This is a genomic window from Olivibacter sp. XZL3, assembly GCF_004368405.1.
In the GTDB taxonomy this organism is placed as follows: domain Bacteria; phylum Bacteroidota; class Bacteroidia; order Sphingobacteriales; family Sphingobacteriaceae; genus Olivibacter.
Window position 1 is genome coordinate 24493 of the sequence record NZ_SBJH01000055.1, and the last position, 20449, is coordinate 44941.

A 20449-nucleotide genomic window follows, 5' to 3' on the forward strand; every position below is an offset into this window, starting at 1 on the left:
CATTAGACATGGAAAAACGAACTACTAATCCGAAGGACGCTCCTATAGTTGTTGGTCTAGATATTGGTACCACAAAGATCTGCGTAACGGTAGGTCGAAGGAGCGAACATAATAAAATAGAGGTATTAGGCATTGGAAAAGCCGAATCGCTGGGGGTGAGCCGTGGAGTAGTCGCTAATATCCAAAAAACGGTAACCAGTATCGTGAAAGCAGTGGAGGAGGCGAGTGCGCAATCTAACGTTGATATTAAAGTTGTAAATGTCGGTATTGCTGGCCAACATATTAAAAGCTTACAACATCGCGGTATTTTAACACGCAAAGACGACAATGAAATCGGTAGAAAAGATATCGAAAAGTTGGTGGAGGATATGTATAAGTTGGTACTGCCTCCGGGCGAGGAGATTATCCATGTGCTGCCTCAAGAGTTTACCATCGATAATGAGCCTGGTATAAAAGACCCAATAGGGATGGCTGGGCGTCGGATGGAGGCTAATTTTCACATTATTTCCGGACATGTCAGTGCGGTGCGAAACATAAAACGTTGTGTTGAATATGCAAGCTTGGAAGCGCAGGAGCTGATACTGGAACCTCTCGCTTCCTCAGAAGCGGTGCTTAGTCCGGAAGAAAAGGACGCCGGCGTCGTTTTAGTGGATATCGGTGGTGGAACCACGGATGTGGCTATCTTCCATGAAGGTATTATTCGGCATACTGCGGTCATTCCGTTGGGAGGCAACATAGTGACGGAAGACATCAAACAAGGCTGTTCGGTGCTTCGAAATCAGGCTGAATTATTAAAAGTGAGGTTTGGATCGGCTCTGGCAGAGGAGAACCGCGAAAACGAAATTATCTGTGTACCCGGTTTGCGTGGCAGGGAGCATAAAGAGATTTCTGTGAAAAACCTGGCTTATATTATTCAGGCACGAATGGAAGAGATTATCGAACATGTTTATTATGAGATTAAGTCATCGGGCTATGAACGTAAGCTTATCGGCGGAATCGTCATTACAGGCGGTGGTGCTCAACTAAAGCATTTGGTTCAGTTGGTCGAGTACGTAACCGGTTTAGAGTGTCGCATTGGTATGCCTAACGAGCACCTGTCCAAAAACGAGGTGCTTCCGAAGAATACGTATGACGAATTGAAGAGCCCGCTTTACGCGACCGGTATTGGATTGCTTATTAAAGGAATCGAATCGGCCGAATACAATGAGGTGGATCATCCAATAAAAAGTCAGGCAGTGAAGGGTATTGCCGAGGAGGGAAAAAAGACTTTCGGCTTCCTGGATAAGATAATACGTTACATCAGTGACGACAGCAAAATAGAGGATACTGACTATATTAAATAGTTTTCAACACTTTGTTTTTTTTCCACATTATAAACAAATGTGGAAAACAATTGTGGAAAAAGTATTAATATTACAATGCGAAAGTTGTGTGCAGGCTCGGTTGGGATAGCGCTCATAAAGAGCAGATTAAGATAGCACGGGGCCGCATACTTTTACAAAGTTGAAAAGGAGCAGGGAATAAAATATTTCATAGAGCCTTTAAGGAACAAATTATACACGTATGAAATTTGAAATGCTTAAAGAACAATCATCTATTATAAAGGTAATAGGTGTTGGCGGAGGTGGTGGCAATGCGGTTAACCACATGTACAGACAGGGTATTAGCGGTGTGGACTTTATCATTTGCAATACCGATGCACAAGCATTAGAGTTAAGTCCTATCCCGAACAAGGTGCAGTTAGGGGCTAGTTTAACGGAAGGAATGGGTGCAGGTTCGGATCCGGACGTAGGGGAGAATTCGGCGATAGAGAGTATCGAGGACATCAAGCGCATGCTGGGTGCCAACACGAAGATGCTGTTTATCACGGCCGGGATGGGTGGAGGAACCGGTACCGGGGCGAGTCCTGTTATTGCAAAGGCTGCACGGGAGATTGGCATCTTAACCGTTGCCATTGTTACGACTCCTTTCGCTTTTGAAGGAAAAAGACGCAGAAGCCAAGCGGAAGAGGGATTGGGAGAATTGAGAAAATATGTAGATTCTTACCTCGTAATATCCAACGATCGCTTAAGAGAAATATTCGGTAACTTGACCATGAGTTCGGCCTTTGCTAAAGCGGACGATATTTTGACAACGGCAGCCAAAGGTATCGCCGAAATTATTACCATTCCGGGTTACATTAACGTGGACTTTAAAGACGTTCGTACGGTAATGAATGATAGCGGCGTGGCGATTATGGGTAACGCGAAAGCGAACGGTGAAGATCGTGCACAAAAGGCTGTTGAAGGTGCCTTGGCGTCTCCCTTGTTAAAAGATAGCGAAATTGAAGGCGCTCGTTATATTTTGTTGAACATCTCTTCAGGAACACAAGAGGTTACCATGGACGAGATTTCAGTGATTACCGACTATATTCAGGAAAGAGCTGGCTTTACAGCAGAGATTATCTGGGGCAATTGTTTGGATGAGTCTTTAGATAACGACCTGTCTGTAACGATCATTGCAACCGGTTTCCAAACCACCGAGGAGCGGAAGCAGGAGGAAAACAATAAGCGTATTGCTATTCCGCTCGAAGAGGAGAAAATCCCCTTGGTAAGGCCCGTTAACCAGATTATTAATAAACAGAAAGAGGAGGAGCCGGAAAAAGCTCCGGCGGAACCTGTGCAGGTAAAGGTGCAACCAACGGCTATGCCGCAGGTTGATTTGTTCAGCGGGTTCAGCAGGCCTTCAAATCAAAATCAGGTAGAGAATAAAGCGGTTGCTCCAAAAAAGGAAGAGATTATTCGGCATACCTTAATGGAAGAGGAGCCGGAGGTTGAGAAGGCAAAACCGTCGGATGAATATCAGCTTAAAGTGGCAGAAAGTGAGTTCTTTTTTACCAGCGAAGCAAACGATAGCCAACAATTGCCATCGGAACCGGAACCCAAAGAATACAGCGCTCCAGAGACGCTTAATTTAAACGAAGCACCGAATGCCGAAAGTACACCTGTAGCAAAGCAACAGGCAGACGAATATAAAACGGATGAAAGTATTGAAGAACAGCTAAGAAAGACTAAAGAACGAATCCTTCGTTTAAAAGATCTGAGCATGAAGTTACGTTCCACCAATGGTTTGCAGGAAATAGAAAATGAGCCGGCATACAGAAGGAAGCAACGTTCATTAGATCAGGTGCCACACTCCTCTGAATCGCAGGTGTCAAGATTTACACTATCTTCTGAAGACGGGGTGACGGAAATAAGACCTAATAACTCTTTTCTTCACGATAATGTTGACTAAGATACGATAAACCACATTAGAAAGGCCGGAAGGGGTGCGCGCTCCTTCTGGCCTTTTTGTTTAAAAAATGCATAAAAGAGAAGTTTTTATACCCATTTTGAAGATGGTTCATTAGAAAGTTGATAATTCTGGCGTGAAATTTTATCTTTGTAGACGAATTTAATAACCACGTATTGTGGCTTTTAGGAAATCAGAACAGCAGTGATACACCCGTGTAGCGTAAATTTGAACGGGCATATTTCAATTTGTTTTCTACAAAAGACCTAAGTTGGATTTGTGGTTTTGAGAGGTATTAATTAAATTAAACGTATTTACTTTGGATTTATTCGATAAAATATCAAAAAATTTAGGTCCAATTGGACAACATCACAAGTGGTCGCATGGTTACTTTTCCTTTCCGAAATTGGAAGGTGAAATTGGCCCGCACATGAAGTTTAGAGGAAAAGACCACTTGGTTTGGAGTCTAAACAATTACCTAGGGTTGGCAAATCATCCCGAAGTTCGTGCCACAGATGCAGAGGCGGCGAAGCTTTACGGTATGGCGTATCCTATGGGCGCAAGGATGATGTCTGGGAACTCTAATCAACACGAGCGGTTAGAACAGGACCTTGCAGCATTTGTAGGAAAGGAAGATGCTTTTCTTTTGAATTATGGCTACCAAGGGATGGTTTCCATTATAGATGCCTTGGTAGATCGCAACGACGTCATCGTGTACGACGCGGAGTCTCATGCATGCATCATCGACGGAGTCAGGTTGCACATGGGTAAGCGCTATGTTTATCAGCATAACGACGTAGGAAGTTGTAAGAAACAGTTGGAACGGGCAACGAAGATCGTCGAACAGACGGGAGGCGCGATATTAGTTATTACAGAAGGCGTTTTCGGTATGTCGGGTGCCCAAGGCAAGTTAAAGGAGATCAACGTACTAAAAGAGCAGTTTGATTTCAGATTGTTGGTAGATGATGCCCATGGTTTTGGAACAATGGGGCCAACTGGAGCCGGTACACACGAAGCACAAAACTGTATCGATGGTGTGGATATCTATTTTGGTACTTTCGCTAAGTCAATGGCTGGTATTGGTGCTTTTGTTGCGGCAAAAGAGGAGATCGTTACGTTCCTACGCTATAACATGCGATCTCAAACCTTTGCGAAATCCTTGCCTATGCCAATGGTCGTAGGGCTTCAAAAGCGGTTGGAGTTATTGAAAAACGAGCCAGGTCTGCGCGAGAAACTATGGGAAGTGGCGCTGTCTTTACAGAACGGATTAAGGGATAATGGCTTTGATATCGGCCATACGAATACGATGGTTACTCCTGTCTTTTTGAAGGGAGACTTATCAGAGGCGACGGCCTTAACGATGGACTTAAGGGAGAATTATGGCATCTTTTGTTCGATTGTTGTTTATCCGGTAATTCCAAAAGGGCAGATTGAGTTGAGATTGATCCCAACCGCAAAGCACACCTCGGAAGATGTGAAACGGACAATTTTTGCGTTTTCTGAAATTTCGGAAAAACTAAATAACGGCTATTATAAAGAACAGCAGGTAGTACCCGCCTAGCTGAAACCAGCAGCCATATACAACAAAAAAGCCTCCAACTTGGGGGCTTTTTTGTTGATGTTTTGTTCTTCTGATAAATAAGAAGGCGTTAATCGGACTCAGTAGCTTTGGTTTTCGCTTGGAGATCGTTAACGGCGCGGGCTATTTTGACTTTCGTTTCATCGCTAACATTTACCAACGGAAGCCGCACATAATTTTTGCAAACACCGAGTTCCTGAAGCATTTGCTTTACGCCTGCGGGATTTCCTTCAATGAAGCAGAGATCGTCGATATTTAACAGCTCGTAATGTAGTTTGCGCGCTTCTTCGTAGTGCCACTTGTTGCAATAGTTCACGAGCTGTTGCGTTTGTTTCGGAAATGCGTTCCCAACTACGGTAATAACACCTACGGCTCCCAAAGACATCATGGGCAAGGTGAGCGCATCGTCTCCCGAGATCAATAGGAAGCCCTCCGGTTTGTTTGCCATGATTCGGGTAAAGTGTTCAAAATTGGCCGAGGCCTCTTTGACGCCGATAATATGCTTGAAATCGTTGGCTAAACGGATGATGGTATCAACGGATATCATGCTTCCCGTACGGCCTGGTACGTTATACAGGATAATAGGAAGCTCGGTTGCTTCGGCTATCGCTTTATAGTGCTGATAGATTCCTTCTTGAGTGGGTTTATTATAGTAGGGGCTTACCGATAAAATTGCTTGGTATGCAGGGTTTTTAAATTCCTTTATTTGCAGTACCAATTCGGCTGTATTGTTGCCGCCAAAGCCGGCAATCAAGGGTACACGACCTGCGACTCGCTCTGCCGTGAAATCTAAAATGCGTTTCTTTTCTTCCTTTGTTAAAGTAGCTACTTCTCCGGTGGTACCCATACTGACCAGGTAATCCATACCGCCGTCTATTTGATACTCAATCAAATTGGCTAATCCGTCAAAGTCGATACTCCCATCGCTGTTGAATGGGGTCACTAATGCCACGCCGGCACCATATAGGCTATTCATTTTCCTTTTTTACGTTTTGTTTATTAATCTCTTTATTTAAATTCGCATGAAATAGATCTTGCAAAGCTACTGAATCATTTTTATTAACTCGTCCTCTGATATGATAGCGATATTAAGTTTTTGCGCTTTCGCTAGTTTTGAAGGTCCCATTTTGTCGCCGGCTACCAAATAATTCAGTTTGGCACTGATGCCACTCAACAGCTTGCCTCCATTTTCAACGATGAGTTTACTCAATTCTTCTCGGCTATAATGCTCGAAAACGCCTGATATAACGAAAGATTTATCCGCTAGTTTGCTGCTGGTCAATTGCAACTCTTCTTCTACGATCGCAAACTGCAATTGTTCATTCTTTAAGACGGAAATCTGCTGCAGGTGAAGCGGGTTGGAAAGATATTCTTTAACGCTTTGGGCAATCCTTTCGCCGATTTCTTCTACGGCGGCTATATCTTCGGTAGATGCCTGAATTAAATTGTCAATGTTCTTAAAGCTGTTTGCTAGTTTTTTGGCGATAGTTTCACCGACATACCGGATACCGAGGCCAAATAAAACCTTTTGAAAGGGTTGCTCTTTCGATTTTTCGATGCCCTGGAGCATATTCTGAATAGAACGCTCACCAAAACGCTCGATTTGCTCTAACTCGCTTTGATGGCGATGTAAATGGTATAAGTCACCGACTTGTGTTAGAAGTCCTTTTTTGTAAAGAACTTCTACCGTTTCATTTCCCATACCGGCAATATCCATCGCTTTTCTGCTAATAAAGTGTTGGATTTTTCCGACGATCTGCGGCGGGCATCCCAATTCATTGGGACAATAATGTACAGCCTCCCCTTCTTTACGGATCAAAGGCGTATTGCACACAGGGCACTCGGTTGGATAGGCTATCTGTACTGGTTCCGGTACACGTTTGTCTTTGTTCACGCCGACGATCTTCGGAATAATCTCTCCGCCTTTCTCTACCAGCACCGTATCCAGCTCGTGAAGGTCCAGACGCGCGATTTCATTGGCGTTGTGCAGGGTGGCCCGTTTCACGGTGGTTCCCGACAGCTGTACAGGTTGCAGATTGGCAACGGGCGTAACGGCCCCCGTGCGTCCTACCTGATAGCTCACCGATTGCAGGATGGTTTCTGCCTCTTCCGCCTTGTATTTATAAGAAATTGCCCAACGCGGCGACTTCGCGGTGAAACCGAGTTCATGCTGCTGCGCATAGTTGTTTACTTTGATAACAATGCCGTCAATGTCGTAGGAAAGCTTATGGCGAGCGTTCTCCCAATATGAAATAAAGGCTAACACCTCCGGGAGGGTACTGCACAACGTGGTATGTTCACAGACATGAAAGCCCCAGGATTTAACCGCCTGTAAGCTGTCCCAATGCGTTTTGAACAGGCGATCGCGGTCGTCCATATACAGAAAGTAAAGAAAGCAATCTAGTGGCCGTTTAGCCACTTCTGACGAGTCTTGCAATTTGATTGTCCCCGCTGCAAAATTTCGAGGGTTCGCGTAAGGAATGTCGCCGTTTTCTACGCGTTCTTTATTAAGGCGCTCAAAGGCTGCGCGATGCATAAAAACCTCTCCGCGGATTTCAAATAGGTCGGGATATGTGCCCGACTTAAGTCTGTTCGGAACACTTTTTATCGTTTTTATATTGGTAGTTACTTCATCGCCTTGTGTGCCATCGCCTCTGGTGACGCCTTTTGTAAGTGCTCCCTGTTCGTAAGTCAAACTAATTGATAAACCGTCGAACTTAAGTTCGCATACATATTCGAAGTCGTCGCCCAGTACTTTGCGGATCCGCTCGTCGAAATCTTTTAACTCCTTTTCGTTGTAGGTATTACTCAGCGACAGCATGGGCCATTTGTGACGGACAGTTTTGAATTGCTTCGTAATGTCTCCACCTACTTTCTGTGTCGGCGAGTCGGGGTCGAGTAATTCGGGGTGTGCTTTTTCTAAAGCAGCCAGCTCTGCCAGCTTCTGATCAAAATCAAAATCGGATATACTGGGCTGTGCCAGCACGTAATACTTGTAGTTATGGTCGTTCAGTTCTTTTGTTAGCGCTGCTATACGGCTTGCGACGTCACCTTTTTCCATATGCGAAGGTAATAAATTTTAGGGAGTAGTTGGTAGGCCGGAGGTCAGTAGGCAATAGTGAATAGAGAGTAGGTAATGGAGGAGTCAGCGTGTTGCCAGATTAAGACGGGCTTCTATATATAAATGCACGCCTCTCATATAAAAAGGGCCGTCGCCTATTATCTTCGACAAAGATAGGAGACGGCCTCTGCCTATTCGTTAAACTTGCGTTTTGGGCGCTTGTATAGCACTGCCGCAATAATCGTGACCAAAGCTACGCCTAAAATTAGATATGCCACAGCTTTAGGTGCACTGTACTCTTCACCGTGTCCAACTTGATTAGCTATGGCTAAGTTTGAATAAATCGCTGCTATTAATATAAAAAATAACTTCTTCATTTCCTGATCCCTCCTTAATTCAAAATAAAACAAAAACACGTTGCGTGATTTTTAGGTGTTCATTGATCGTTAAAAAATAAATATAAGAAAAAATATATAAAAACCGAAATTTAAACCCAATTTGTTTATATAATGTGAAGTTCATCTAGCTTTTATACATTTTTTCTCGATAAATCATACGTGTTGTCGGTTGATTCCCTCCGAAATGTTTTTTGGCCTTGCTACTTTTTAAGGAACTCGCGCAATACGTAGTGGAGTATCCCGCCGTTTTTGTAATAGGCAATTTCTATTGCGGAGTCGAATCTAGCTTTCACTTTAAAGGTGGTGGTATTTCCCTGCTCGCCTGTTGCTTTTACCTCCAAAGTTTTATGGGGGCTCAAGTCGTTCGCTAAACCCGTGATGCTGAATGTCTCTTTGCCGGTCAGCCCGAGCGTTTCAGCGTTTTCACCTTCGAGGAATTCCAAGGGAGCTATGCCCATGCCTACTAAATTACTCCTGTGTATGCGCTCGAAACTTTCGGCGATTACCGCTTTCACACCTAGTAAGTTGGTGCCTTTTGCAGCCCAATCTCTCGATGATCCGCTTCCATACTCCTTACCCGCGAGGATAATGAGTGGCGTATGGTCGTTGCGATAGCCCGCAGCAGCGTCGTAGATATTAAGCGTTTCCCCAGTTGGAAAATAGGTAGTATAACCGCCTTCTTTATCAGCGATTTTGTTCCTGATACGAACGTTAGCAAAGGTTCCTCTCATCATCACCTCATGATTACCACGCCTGGAACCATAAGAATTGAAGTCTTTAACTTCCACACCTTTACTTTTTAAGTATTGTCCAGCCGCGGTATCCGACTTAAAGGAGCCTGCGGGAGAGATATGGTCGGTGGTGATCGAGTCGCCCAAGTACAATAGTACACGCGCGTCATTGATATCTTCAAGCGGCATAGGCTCGCTGCTGATGTCTTTAAAGAATGGCGCTTCCTGAATGTAGGTCGAGTTTTCATCCCATTGATAGTCGCTACCGGTAGGTGCCGTTAGATTTTGCCATTGCTCGTTGCCATCAAAGATAACGTCATATACTTTCTTGAAATCTTCTTGTTTGAGGGCGGATTGAATAGCCTCGTTAATTTCGTCCTGGGTGGGCCATATATCTTTTAAATATACGGGCTCTCCATTCGGATCGGTGTCGATCGGATCATTGAAAATATCGACGTCGATTCTTCCGATGAGCGCATATACGACGACAAGCATAGGGGAGGCGAGGAAGTTCATTTTTACCTGCGGATGTACACGCGCTTCGAAGTTTCTATTACCGCTTAAAATGGAAGCAACCACCAGTTCGGCGTCGTCTACTGCTTCGGCTATGTGTGGCGGTAAAGGGCCACTATTACCAATGCATGAGGTACATCCATAGCCCACGTGATGGAACCGTAGCGCTTCTAAGTCGGCCAGTAAACCCGCACGTTCTAAATATGCCGTGACGACTTTAGACCCAGGGGCTAAGCTTGTTTTGACCCAGGGCTTGGTGCGTAATCCACGGGATACCGCCTTTTTCGCAACTAAACCGGCGCCGAGCATCACCGCGGGGTTAGAAGTGTTCGTACAGCTTGTTATAGCCGCAATTACAATGGAGCCGTCGCTCAGTTCATATTCTTCGTTATTTTTGACAATACGGACCGTTTTCAGCTCGTTACTTTCCACCGCGGCTTCTGAAGAGGCTTGTTGTGGAGTTTTGGTAGTGAACTGCGTTCTCGAACCGCCCTCTGATAACCAGGTATTGACCGCTCTATTGTTATAAGGTACGTAGGTACGACTGTATTCCTGTTCCAAGAGCTCGCCGAACTTATGGTAGAGATCTTTGATCAGAATCTTGTCTTGTGGCCGTTTCGGACCCGCAACCGTAGGCTCCAGCGACCCGAGGTCGAGATGAAGTATTTCTGTGTAATTAATAGACTCATCACCGGTGCGCCATAACAGATTCTCTTTACAATACGTTTCTACGAGGTGAATATGTTCTTCCGATCGACTGGTACGGCGCATATAATCCAGCGTCTGGTCGTCAATTGGAAAATAGGTTACTGTACAGCCAAACTCGGGCGACATATTAGAGATGGTAGCCCGATCAGTTACCGTTAAATTGTCCAGTCCATCACCAAAGACCTCTACGAATTTTCCGACGACACCGTAATCCCTGAGTAATTTGGTGATGGCAAGAACCATGTCGGTTGCCGTACATCCTTCGGGTATTTTTCCAGTGAGTTTCAGGCCAATAACTTGGGGGCAGGTGAAATATATCGGTTGTCCTAACATAGCAGCCTCTGCCTCGATGCCTCCGACACCCCATCCCAAAACACCGATTCCATTGACCATGGGTGTATGGGAGTCGGTGCCTACTAATGTGTCGGGAAAATGCCAGCCCTCTCTGTCAATAACACCTTTTGCCAGATACTCCAGATTTACCTGGTGACAGATGCCCATGCCGGGCGGAACCACGGTAAAATTATTTAAGCCTTTTTGGGCCCATTTTAGCAATTGATAACGCTCGGCGTTTCGCTCGTACTCCAGATCGACATTTTTTTCGTAAGCATAATCAGTGCCGAAATAGTCTACTTGCACAGAGTGATCGATTACGAGATCAACCGGGATCGCTGGATTGATTTTTTGTCCATCTTTCCCCTTTCTGATGACTTCCGCGCGGATAGAGGCAATGTCAACCACAGCCGGTACGCCGGTAAAATCTTGCATTAACACCCTTGCTGGTTTAAAAGGAATCTCTTTGTCGGTGCCTGCCGGATCCCAATGAATAAGTGTATCTAAGTGCTCATCTGTAACGGAGAATCCGTCGTGATTGCGTACAACATTTTCTAATAAGATGCGGATGGAAAAAGGAAGTTTCTCTATGGGATGTCCTTCTTTTTGTAACTGACTAAGTGAAGCTCTTTTTTTGTCCATTTTAGTTTAGTTTAGTATTCTTATAATACTTCATTTAGTCAAAAAAGTTTTTATTTATCGCATTCGTGAATTTTAAATGACTTATAAAAGCGTTCCTACCTGGCCGCAGGTCAGCAACAGAGATAAAAACGTCATGAACGGTTCTCGATAGCCTTTTGAGCCGATTGCAAGGAGCTCATTCATTTACTGAGAATAAAAAGCTGAATAAATAAACAGATACCCCAAAAAAAAGCCAAGGTGCTGGCATAAAAAGCACCTTGGCTGTAAGGGGTGTTGTTCTGTGTTTGTTATTTTATCTCAAAAACTACCCTAAACTGATAGTTGACTTTTATTTTCTTAAAATCTATATCCAATGATTCCTCTGTGGCAAAGTCGGCGCTTTTTCCCCGTAAGGTCGCCACCGTCGAATACATGGCCTGCGGACTGGAAGCGTCGGTGTTATTGTCGTTTATTTCCAAGGCCTTGCCTAAGGTGTCGCCTAAGGCCTCAACAAGTACCATCGCCTTCTCCTGTGCGTTTTTAACTGCTCTTATACGGAGTTCGTTTCTTATTTCAGCCATCCGGCTGTGATCGTAACTTGCAATTCTGGTAGACTGAATGCCCTTTTCGTCTACATTGGACAGAATGCCGTTGATGGCTTGCAAATCGGCTACCTTTATTTTATATTGCTTGCTTGCCAAAAAGCCGGGATCTTTTTTCTTTTTCGGATCTATGTAATTATAGCTAGCGATATTTTCTATGGTAAAGTCCTCTTCTTTAATTCCCGCGTTCTTTACGGCAGAAGCCAATTGTTTTTCAAGCTCATCTATAGTGACTTTATTTTTGTTGTCCTTAATATACTCTTTTAAAGAAATGGAAACATAAATAATATCGGGTGTAATCTCTTGCTCGGCAGATCCGTATACTTCTATCTTTCTTCTGGTGTCTATATTTTGTGCGGAAGCCGATAGCGCGATGACTCCTAATAGTACGGCGGTTAATATCTTTTTCATCTGATTCAATTTATTCTTTTTCGGTGACGGAGTTTTGCATACTTGTTACACGTTTGCGTCACATCGTGTATGCAATCCCTGTACCATAAGTTTCCTATAAAAACGAGTAGAAGAAAGAAAATGCTACATCGGGGTGTTAATTTGAAATTTTATTCTTCAATTACCTCGCTATGGTAGCTGGCCGGTTCTTGAATTTCTTCTTTAAAGTAGCGCTTTTGAAAGATGAGTATAATGACGACGCCTACGGAAATGGCTGAGTCTGCCAGATTGAATACCGGTCTGAAAAAAACAAACTCTTCATTTGGCCAAAGCGGAAACCAGGAAGGAAAGGTGCCTTGCAATAGGGGAAAGTAGAACATATCGACCACTTTTCCATGAAATACACTGCTATAACCGCCACCAGGGGGAAATAAGATGGCTTTTTCGTACCAAGTGCTTTCACTGAATATCATTCCATAAAAGGTAGAATCGATGATATTGCCTACGGCTCCGGCAAATATTAGGGCGATGCACAGGATGAGTCCTCGGTGGTATTTACGTTTGATCATATAGATCAAACCATAGCCGATACCTATCACTGCCAGAATGCGGAATATCGATAGCGCTAATTTGCCACTTTCTCCTCCGAATTCCATACCGAAGGCCATACCGTTGTTTTCGGTAAAGTGAATCAGTACCCGATTGCCGATGATTTTAAATTCTTGTCCTAAGGTCATATGGAGTTTGACCCAGAATTTGATGACTTGATCTAAAAATAAAACAATTAATATGAGGGAAAGCGGTCTCGTATATCCTTTCATTACTTCGTTCGCACAGAATCAATTAGCCATTTCCCATTGGCAACAATAGGCGGTTTTACCGCGGGAAATGGCTAAAGTTGTTATTAATATTGTTTCAATTTAGCTTCCATACTTAACGTGGTATGAGGAACGGCACGCAAACGTTCCTTTTGGATCAATTTGCCGGTTTCCCTGCATACGCCGTAAGTTTTGTTTTCTATTCTAACCAACGCCGCCTCTAAATTGTCTATAAACTTCTTTTGGCGAGCAGCGAGCTGATTGATCTGCTCTTTCTCAAGCGTTGCCGATCCATCTTCTAAGGTCTTGAAGGTACCGGCGGTATCGTCTGTACCATTGCTGTTCGGATTGCTTAAAGATTTAGTTAAAGAAGCTAATTCTTCTTTTGCTACACGAAGTTTTTCTAAGATAATTTCTTTAAACTCAAGTAGTTCGGCATCGCTGTAACGTGTCTTTTCTGTGTTTTCCATTTTTTAATTTTTTTAACAAGAATCTCAGTCTGAAAAGGTTTTAAAAGACCTTATTTCCTACTGGTGATAGATTCTAAAACTACACTTTTTCGATTAATACATTTAGCTCAGTTTCTTCTATTTCAACACGTTCTCCACTGGTTAAGTTGTTTTCAACTTTAAACGAGTTGGCTAGGATCTCTGTGCTAATATAGGATAAATTATCTTTAATAGCATCAGCAATAAAGGAACTGTTGCTTACGGTAACGTCGATCTTGTCGGTCACCTCAAACTTAAGCTCCTTACGGAGTGTCTGAATCCGGTTTACAAGTTCGCGGGCCAGGCCTTCGTTTTTGAGCTGCGGCGTGATATGAACATCTAAGGCCACCGTAAGTTTGTCTAAGTTGGCTACTTGCCATCCGGCCACATCTTCAGCAATGATTTCTACGTCTTCTAAGCTAATGGTATAGGGGGCCTCTGTTAAGGTATAAGAACCCGATGTTTCCAATTGGTTGATTTCCGTTTCTCCAAATGCTTGGATGGCTCCTGCCACCAATTTCATATCTTTTCCAACTTTTGGGCCTAATGCCTTAAAGTTGGGCCTGATTTTTTTGCGTATGATTCCGGAGGTATCCTTGATAAACTCTATTTCCTTAATATTCGTCTCCGACAAGATCAAATCCTTCACTTTTTCCACGTTCTCCTTGAATGTATCATCTAACACCGGAAGTAAGATTTTGTTTAGCGGCTGGCGAACATTTATTCCGACTTTTTTTCGTAAGGATAGGGTCAGCGACGATATATCCTGTGCTAATGTCATCCGCTGTTCCAGGTCTTTATCCACGAGCGACTCGTTATAGGCCGGATAGAAAGAAAGGTGGACAGAGTCGGCCGGATCTTTTTTTGTAGCCTGATTGAGGTCTAAAAACAACTGATCGCTGAAAAAAGGAGCGATAGGAGACATCAATTTAGCGATTGTATCCAAACAGGTATAAAGCGTTTGATATGCGGAGATCTTGTCGTGGCTATACTCACCTTTCCAGAAGCGGCGGCGACATAGCCGTACATACCAGTTACTGAGATGTTCATCTACGAAGTTCTGAATCGCCCGCGCCGCCTTTGTGGGTTCGAAATCGTGGTAAAAGGCATCCACCTCTTTCGTTAAACTATTGAGGAGCGAGATAATCCACCGATCGATCTCCGGGCGATCTTGGTAAGCGATTTCCGCTTCTTGATAGGCGAAGCCGTCAATATTGGCGTAGAGCGCGAAGAAAGCGTAAGTATTGTATAGCGTACCGAAGAATTTGCGTCGTACTTCATCCAGCCCTTCTTCATTGAACTTGAGGTTATCCCAAGGAGCGGCATTGCTGATCATATACCAACGGGTGGCATCTGCACTATATTTTGAAATGGTGGCGAAAGGATCTACGGCGTTGCCAAGCCGCTTCGACATCTTATTCCCATTTTTATCCAGCACCAAGCCGTTCGAAACGACGTTTTTGAATGCTACTGAATCGCACAGCATGGTGGCAATGGCGTGTAAGGTAAAAAACCAGCCGCGGGTTTGATCCACGCCTTCGGCAATAAAATCGGCTGGGAAAGCACCATCGAAACCTTCTTTAAACGGTAGCTTTTCTCCTTTGGCCAACTTCTCATGATCCAGTCCCCATTGTGCATAGGGCATAGACCCCGAGTCGAACCACACATCGATAAGGTCGGGCTCTCTAAACAATTTCTGGTTATTTGGAGAAACGAGAACTATGTCGTCTACATAGGGGCGGTGAAGGTCAAACTTTTGGGTGTCGAGCTTCACCAGATAATCACGAAGCTTGGCATTTTCCTCTTCGCTTAACACCTCGGTACTTAAGCTAAAGGTAATATGTTCGCGCAGTTCTGGAACAGAGCCAATACAAAGCTCTTCGTTTTCGTCTTCTGAACGCCAGATAGGCAGGGGCGTGCCCCAATACCTCGAGCGTGAGAGATTCCAATCAACCAAGTTTTCCAGCCAGTTTCCGAAACGTCCGGTACCGGTAGCTTCCGGTTTCCAGTTAATGGTTTTATTAAGTGCAACCAGCCGTTCTTTAACTGCTGTCGTTTTAATAAACCAACTGTCTAGAGGATAATACAGAATCGGCTTATCCGTGCGCCAACAGTGAGGGTAGCTGTGTTCGTAGCGTTTAACGTCGAAAGCCTTGTTTTCTTCTTTTAATTTAATAGCGATTAATACATCGGTTGCCTTGAAACCCGGTTCTTGTCGCTCTTCATCGCTATAGTATTCTTCTTTTACAAAGCGTCCGGCAAAGTCGGTAATTTCTTTTACAAATCGTCCTTGTTTGTCAACAATAGGAACGTCTTTGCCATGCTCATCTTTCACCAAAACCCCGGGAACGCCATTTTCGCGACAAGCCCGGAAGTCGTCCGCACCAAATGTTGCCGCAGCGTGTACAATACCCGTACCGTCTTCGGTTGTCACAAAATCACCGGGTATTACCCGGAAGGCATTCTTTTGCAATTCTTCGCTGCTAACATAAGGCAACAATTGCTCATAGCGTAAATTAAGCAAATCTTCCCCTTTGAATTCAGCTTTAAGCTCCCAAGGGATTAACTTATCGCCTTCCTTATAATCTTGGAAAGAAAGGTCTTTAGTGTCCGGCTTAAAATATTTACCGACTAAATCTTTCGCCAATATAATACTTATGGGTTCGAAGGTATAGGGATTAAAGGTTCTTATCTTTACATAAGTAATGTTCTTACCCACAACAAGTGCACAGTTAGCAGGTAATGTCCACGGGGTAGTTGTCCAGGCGATGATAGCCGTATCTTCCCCTTCCTCTTCAAATAGTTGAGGCATCAAGGGATGAAGCTGATCTTTAACGATCCGGAATTCGGCGACGATCGTGGTGTCCTTAACCGGCTTATAAGTCCCGGGCTGGTTTAGCTCGTGGGAGCTTAGGCCTGTTCCTGCTGCTGGCGAATAAGGTTGGATGGTATATCCCTTATACAATAGATCCTTCTTATATAACTCTTTAAGTATCCACCAAATGGTTTCTATATAATCATTTTGATAGGTGATGTAGGGAGCCTTTAGGTCAACCCAATATCCCATTTTTTCGGTAAGATCGTTCCATACATCGGTGTAACGCATCACTTCCCGTTTGCAGGCATCATTATATTCTTCGACAGATATTTTCTTTCCGATATCTTCCTTTGTAATACCCAAGGTTTTTTCAACAGCGAGCTCGATAGGAAGTCCGTGCGTATCCCATCCACCTTTCCGCTTCACCTGAAAACCTTTTAAGGTTTTATACCGGCAAAAGATGTCTTTAATGGTACGTGCCATGACGTGATGTATGCCCGGCATTCCGTTAGCTGACGGTGGCCCTTCATAAAAAGTATAGGGTTTCGTAGAAGGCCTGCTGGTAATGCTTTTCTCAAACACGTTCTTTGCCTGCCAATTAGCCAGGATATTATTGCCTATATTGGGTAAATCGAGCTGTTTATATTCCTTGTACATCAGTGTATTATTCCAGAAATTAAGGTTGCAAAGTTAAGATATTAAGGCGAAAAGTGAAAGCGGTGTTCCGCCTTCGGTACTTATTCCCTTATTTTAGTTCAATTTATGCCGACGGATGGCTACAAAGCTAAAATTTATTATCTTTAGCTGACAGTTTTGCTGTTATCATATTATGAATAAATATTTAAAACGCGGTATCGCCATTACCGTTATAGGTGTCTTGGTGTGTATGTTCGGTATGTATTTGAAGGGGATAGACAGTAGTCTCTATGGGCTTACGTTAACCCTAGGCGTCATTGTGTTCGGAATCGGATTCGTTACCATTGTGTATAGCCTAATGAGGAAAATTGAACGGCAAAGTATCCTTGAATCCCGGGATCAGCAACGATCTGAAAAAGAAGAAAACTGATTATGATGTTTTTACGCGCGCTTAAATTTGCTTTCCACGGCATTCGCGATTCTTTCAAAACCGAAAGGAATTTTAGAATTCAAGTGGCATTTGCGGTAGGCGCGGCTATTTTAGGCGGTCTATTGGGTATCAATCCGGCTGAGTGGCTTTGGATCGGGCTGTCTATTTTTTTAGTGCTGGCGGCAGAGCTTTTTAATACGGCCCTCGAAGCGGTAACCGATCTGGCGTCACCCGCTAAGCATAACTTGGCCAAAAAGGCGAAGGACGCCGCAGCAGCAGGGGTTTTAATGCTTGCTATATTTTCCATTATTTGCGGATTCATTATTTTTTTGCCTAAACTTGCGCAAGTAATAAAGCATTTGACTCGTGTTACATAAAACCAGGGGAATCGTCCTTAAAACTACTCCTTATGCAGAAACGAGTGTAGTAGTGCAAGTATTCACAGAGAAGTTTGGCATGCAGGCTTACTTGATCAATGGCGTGAAAAAAGCGAAAGCCAAAATTCATCAGAATATACTGCAACCGCTGCATTTGTTGGATCTCATTGTCTATCAAAAAAACGCAGCTGGACTAAATCGGATAGCAGAAGCTAGGCAGCTGCCAATTTTTCAGCGGATTCCGTATGATATTATAAAAAGCTCGATGGCTTTGTTCATAACGGAAATGGTATATAAGAGTGTGAGGCAGCAAGGGCCGGATGGGCAACTTTTCGACTATCTGTTTAACGCGACTTGTTGGTTGGACTCTTCGGAGGAGACGCCTGTGAATTTTCATTTATTTTTTCTATTGAAACTTACGAAGTACCTTGGTTTCTACCCGGCCTCGCGTTTGGCCGGCCAAGCCTATTTTGATCTAAAAGAGGGCGTTTTTACTCCCTTTACACCGGGTCATATCTTCGCTTTGCACGAGCCGCATACCAGTCAATGGAATGCCTTGCTAAATAGCAGGTTAACGACACTCGGCGCAACTCGTATCGGGAATCAGGACAGAAAAGTACTGTTGCAAAAATTAATAGACTTCTATCAACTCCATATTGACGGTTTAGGCGAAATTAAATCGCTCGAGATACTGGAAGAAGTTTTAGCGTGAGCTTATACTATCATCAACTAATAACATGTTTACAATTCCAACTTTCTTTAAAAGTCTTTTAACAGGTGTATTGCTTTTTGTCGCTGGCTACTGCCATGCACAGGACAGTGATGTCAAGCCGGATTCGCTCATCATCAGAAGGCATGTCGATTTTCTCGCAGCTACCAATTTAGCAGGTAGAGGAACGGGAAGTAAGGGCCTGAAAAAGGCCGCCAAGTACATTGAACGTCATTTTAAAGCGTATGGATTAACTCCCATGGGAGGCAAGGGCTATAAACAGCCTTTCATTGCGAAGGTAGTGAGGGTGCCTGTTCCGGATAGCTTGCGGAAAGCCTATAATTTGATCGCCTATCTGGACAACAAGGCGGCCCACACGGTTGTAGTCGGTGCCCATTATGATCACTTAGGTTTAGGGCGGCAAGGCGGTTCTAAAGATCCTTCACCGGAAGGCAAGATTCATCATGGCGCTGACGACAATGCCTCTGGCGTGGCCGGACTATTGGAGTTGGCGAGATGTTTTTCACAGAACGACCTGCAAGAGAACTATAACATTCTTTTTATCGCTTTTTCTGGCGAGGAACTGGGACTTTTAGGTTCTAAGCATTACGTGGAACACCCTGTTATCCCGCTGAACGAGCTGAGCTTTATGGTGAATATGGATATGATCGGTCGGTACGACCCCTCTCGCGGCGTGGGGATAGGCGGCTTCGGTACGAGTGATAATTGGCCGACAATTTTTGAAGGGATCACCAGCGATATCCAATATTTTACTGATAGAAGTGGGAGCGGGGGCTCCGATCATGGATCCTTTTACGCCAAGGGAATACCGGTTCTTTTCTTTCACACAGGTGGACATGCAGATTATCATATGCCCACAGACACTGCCGAAAAGGTGGATGTGAAGGCAGAGGCGGCAATCGTTGATTTGGAAATGCGAATTATTTTAAAAGCAATGAAAGAAAATAAGCTTAACTTTACGGAAGTCAAGTAACAAACCAAGTATTTGCAAATCGATATAGGGCTATTGCCGAATGCAGAATATAACAAGAAAAGCGATTAACAATGAAATTTGGACAGGTTGAAGACCCCGGTAAAATAAATTTTAAACTGCCAGAAACCCATTCGGAAACGCTCCGGATGCTTAACACTTCTGCGCCTAAAGAGACTTTTGACGTGAGTGTTGGATGTGCTAAGTGGAACAAACAAGACTTGAAAGGCTTTTATCCACGTGGAACAAAAGATGAATTATCGTATTATGCAACGCAGTTTAATGCGATTGAGTTGAATGCGACCTTTTATAATGCGCCGGATCAACAGCAGGTGTTGACATGGAAAAATAAGGTGCCTGCCGATTTTAAGTTTTTCCCGAAACTTCCCGCTCAAATAAGCCATTATAGGCGTTTGCTGAACGTCGATGAAGCTACCTTGGCCTTTTGCGACGCAGTTAGTTTTTTTGAGGAAAAGTTGGGGATGGTCTTTTTGCAGCTCCATGATAATTTTAAACCGACAAATTTCGATCGTTTATCGGCTTATTTAGCTTCTTTTCCGAAAGGAATACCCTTGGCAGTAGAAGTTAGAAATGAAGTATGGTTTGAAGAGAAAGCGATTTTTGACCAGTATACAGCCTTATTGGAAGAACATGGCGTCGCCAACGTTATCGTGGATACAGCCGGACGTAGAGATATGCTGCATATGCGACTAACTTCTCCCGAAGCCTTTGTACGCTATGTGGGGGCAAATCATACAAGCGATTACCAGCGTTTAGACGACTGGGTCAATAGAATAAAGCAATGGAGGGATGAAGGACTGCAATCCTTGTACTTTTTTGTACATCAAAATATCGAGAAAGAATCACCCCTTCTTTCTGCTTATTTTATTGAGAAATTGAATAAAGTTTTGGGGCTTAATCTGAACATTCCGAAGGGCTTGGCTGATGGCGGACAGGGAAAATTGCTCTAACGAAG

General features: G+C 43.9%; 16 protein-coding genes. 8 read left to right on the plus strand and 8 right to left on the minus strand.

Annotated elements, in window-relative coordinates; all coding sequences use genetic code 11:
• Positions 1 to 8 precede the first annotated feature (8 nt).
• The 3 genes from ftsA (at position 9) to EPX21_RS11660 (ending at position 4831) form a co-directional block, all read left to right on the plus strand.
• A complete protein-coding gene (gene ftsA, locus EPX21_RS11650) occupies positions 9 to 1343 on the plus strand; it encodes a cell division protein FtsA (protein WP_134089869.1) in 1335 nt (444 codons plus the stop codon).
• A 220-nt stretch (positions 1344 to 1563) separates the two neighbouring features.
• Entirely contained in the window at positions 1564 to 3273 is a 1710-nt protein-coding gene (ftsZ, locus tag EPX21_RS11655; RefSeq protein ID WP_134089870.1) for a cell division protein FtsZ, read from the plus strand.
• Between the two features lie 316 nt (positions 3274 to 3589).
• Positions 3590 to 4831, plus strand: a complete 1242-nt coding sequence (locus EPX21_RS11660) for an aminotransferase class I/II-fold pyridoxal phosphate-dependent enzyme (RefSeq protein WP_134089871.1) — start codon at positions 3590 to 3592, stop codon at positions 4829 to 4831.
• Positions 4832 to 4919: 88 nt separating this feature from the next.
• Here the strand turns inward: EPX21_RS11660 and dapA are convergent, their stop codons facing one another.
• From dapA to ileS, 8 genes are all read right to left on the minus strand, one after another.
• Entirely contained in the window at positions 4920 to 5825 is a 906-nt protein-coding gene (gene dapA, locus EPX21_RS11665; protein ID WP_134089872.1) for a 4-hydroxy-tetrahydrodipicolinate synthase, read from the minus strand.
• A 66-nt stretch (positions 5826 to 5891) separates the two neighbouring features.
• Positions 5892 to 7910, minus strand: a complete 2019-nt coding sequence (ligA, locus tag EPX21_RS11670; protein ID WP_134089873.1) for an NAD-dependent DNA ligase LigA — start codon at positions 7908 to 7910, stop codon at positions 5892 to 5894.
• A 191-nt stretch (positions 7911 to 8101) separates the two neighbouring features.
• Positions 8102 to 8287 carry a hypothetical protein gene (locus tag EPX21_RS11675; RefSeq protein ID WP_134089874.1) on the minus strand — a complete coding sequence of 62 codons (186 nt, stop codon included), beginning with the start codon at positions 8285 to 8287 and terminating at the stop codon, positions 8102 to 8104.
• Positions 8288 to 8508: 221 nt separating this feature from the next.
• Entirely contained in the window at positions 8509 to 11235 is a 2727-nt protein-coding gene (gene acnA / locus EPX21_RS11680) for an aconitate hydratase AcnA (protein ID WP_134089875.1), read from the minus strand.
• Positions 11236 to 11522: 287 nt separating this feature from the next.
• Positions 11523 to 12227 (minus strand): SIMPL domain-containing protein, encoded by a 705-nt coding sequence (locus tag EPX21_RS11685; RefSeq protein ID WP_134089876.1) that lies wholly within the window; start codon positions 12225 to 12227, stop codon positions 11523 to 11525.
• A 149-nt stretch (positions 12228 to 12376) separates the two neighbouring features.
• Positions 12377 to 13027 carry a lipoprotein signal peptidase gene (locus tag EPX21_RS11690; protein WP_134089877.1) on the minus strand — a complete coding sequence of 217 codons (651 nt, stop codon included), beginning with the start codon at positions 13025 to 13027 and terminating at the stop codon, positions 12377 to 12379.
• 83 nt (positions 13028 to 13110) lie between these two features.
• On the minus strand, positions 13111 to 13494 hold the full coding sequence (locus EPX21_RS11695; protein WP_134089878.1) for a TraR/DksA C4-type zinc finger protein: 384 nt from the start codon (positions 13492 to 13494) through the stop codon (positions 13111 to 13113).
• A gap of 79 nt (positions 13495 to 13573) precedes the next feature.
• The gene (ileS, locus tag EPX21_RS11700; protein WP_134089879.1) at positions 13574 to 16987 is read right to left on the minus strand and encodes an isoleucine--tRNA ligase; all 3414 of its coding nucleotides are present in this window, start codon (positions 16985 to 16987) and stop codon (positions 13574 to 13576) included.
• A gap of 172 nt (positions 16988 to 17159) precedes the next feature.
• On the opposite strand from ileS, the gene EPX21_RS11705 reads away from it, so the two are divergent.
• From EPX21_RS11705 to EPX21_RS11725, 5 genes are all read left to right on the plus strand, one after another.
• Complete coding sequence (locus EPX21_RS11705) at positions 17160 to 17396, plus strand: signal peptidase (protein WP_134089880.1); 237 nt, start codon at positions 17160 to 17162, stop codon at positions 17394 to 17396.
• 2 nt (positions 17397 to 17398) lie between these two features.
• Entirely contained in the window at positions 17399 to 17773 is a 375-nt protein-coding gene (locus EPX21_RS11710; protein WP_134089881.1) for a diacylglycerol kinase family protein, read from the plus strand.
• Positions 17763 to 18485, plus strand: a complete 723-nt coding sequence (gene recO, locus EPX21_RS11715) for a DNA repair protein RecO (protein WP_134089882.1) — start codon at positions 17763 to 17765, stop codon at positions 18483 to 18485. Before EPX21_RS11710 ends, recO begins: the two co-directional genes overlap by 11 nt.
• 25 nt (positions 18486 to 18510) lie before the next feature.
• A complete protein-coding gene (locus EPX21_RS11720) occupies positions 18511 to 19476 on the plus strand; it encodes a M20/M25/M40 family metallo-hydrolase (RefSeq protein WP_134089883.1) in 966 nt (321 codons plus the stop codon).
• Positions 19477 to 19547: 71 nt separating this feature from the next.
• Positions 19548 to 20444 (plus strand): DUF72 domain-containing protein, encoded by an 897-nt coding sequence (locus EPX21_RS11725; RefSeq protein ID WP_134089884.1) that lies wholly within the window; start codon positions 19548 to 19550, stop codon positions 20442 to 20444.
• The last annotated feature ends 5 nt before the right edge of the window (positions 20445 to 20449 follow it).

What these genes read in the sequence shown, in the direction of transcription:
- ileS (WP_134089879.1), bottom strand. Translation starts at nt 16,987, where the DNA reads ATGTACAAGGAATATAAACAGCTCGATTTACCCAATATAGGCAATAAT.
- ftsZ (WP_134089870.1), top strand. Translation starts at nt 1,564, where the DNA reads ATGAAATTTGAAATGCTTAAAGAACAATCATCTATTATAAAGGTAATA.
- EPX21_RS11675 (WP_134089874.1), bottom strand. Translation starts at nt 8,287, where the DNA reads ATGAAGAAGTTATTTTTTATATTAATAGCAGCGATTTATTCAAACTTA.
- EPX21_RS11720 (WP_134089883.1), top strand. Translation starts at nt 18,511, where the DNA reads ATGTTTACAATTCCAACTTTCTTTAAAAGTCTTTTAACAGGTGTATTG.
- EPX21_RS11705 (WP_134089880.1), top strand. Translation starts at nt 17,160, where the DNA reads ATGAATAAATATTTAAAACGCGGTATCGCCATTACCGTTATAGGTGTC.
- acnA (WP_134089875.1), bottom strand. Translation starts at nt 11,235, where the DNA reads ATGGACAAAAAAAGAGCTTCACTTAGTCAGTTACAAAAAGAAGGACAT.
- dapA (WP_134089872.1), bottom strand. Translation starts at nt 5,825, where the DNA reads ATGAATAGCCTATATGGTGCCGGCGTGGCATTAGTGACCCCATTCAAC.
- ftsA (WP_134089869.1), top strand. Translation starts at nt 9, where the DNA reads ATGGAAAAACGAACTACTAATCCGAAGGACGCTCCTATAGTTGTTGGT.
- EPX21_RS11710 (WP_134089881.1), top strand. Translation starts at nt 17,399, where the DNA reads ATGATGTTTTTACGCGCGCTTAAATTTGCTTTCCACGGCATTCGCGAT.
- EPX21_RS11690 (WP_134089877.1), bottom strand. Translation starts at nt 13,027, where the DNA reads ATGAAAGGATATACGAGACCGCTTTCCCTCATATTAATTGTTTTATTT.
- ligA (WP_134089873.1), bottom strand. Translation starts at nt 7,910, where the DNA reads ATGGAAAAAGGTGACGTCGCAAGCCGTATAGCAGCGCTAACAAAAGAA.
- EPX21_RS11695 (WP_134089878.1), bottom strand. Translation starts at nt 13,494, where the DNA reads ATGGAAAACACAGAAAAGACACGTTACAGCGATGCCGAACTACTTGAG.
- EPX21_RS11685 (WP_134089876.1), bottom strand. Translation starts at nt 12,227, where the DNA reads ATGAAAAAGATATTAACCGCCGTACTATTAGGAGTCATCGCGCTATCG.
- EPX21_RS11725 (WP_134089884.1), top strand. Translation starts at nt 19,548, where the DNA reads ATGAAATTTGGACAGGTTGAAGACCCCGGTAAAATAAATTTTAAACTG.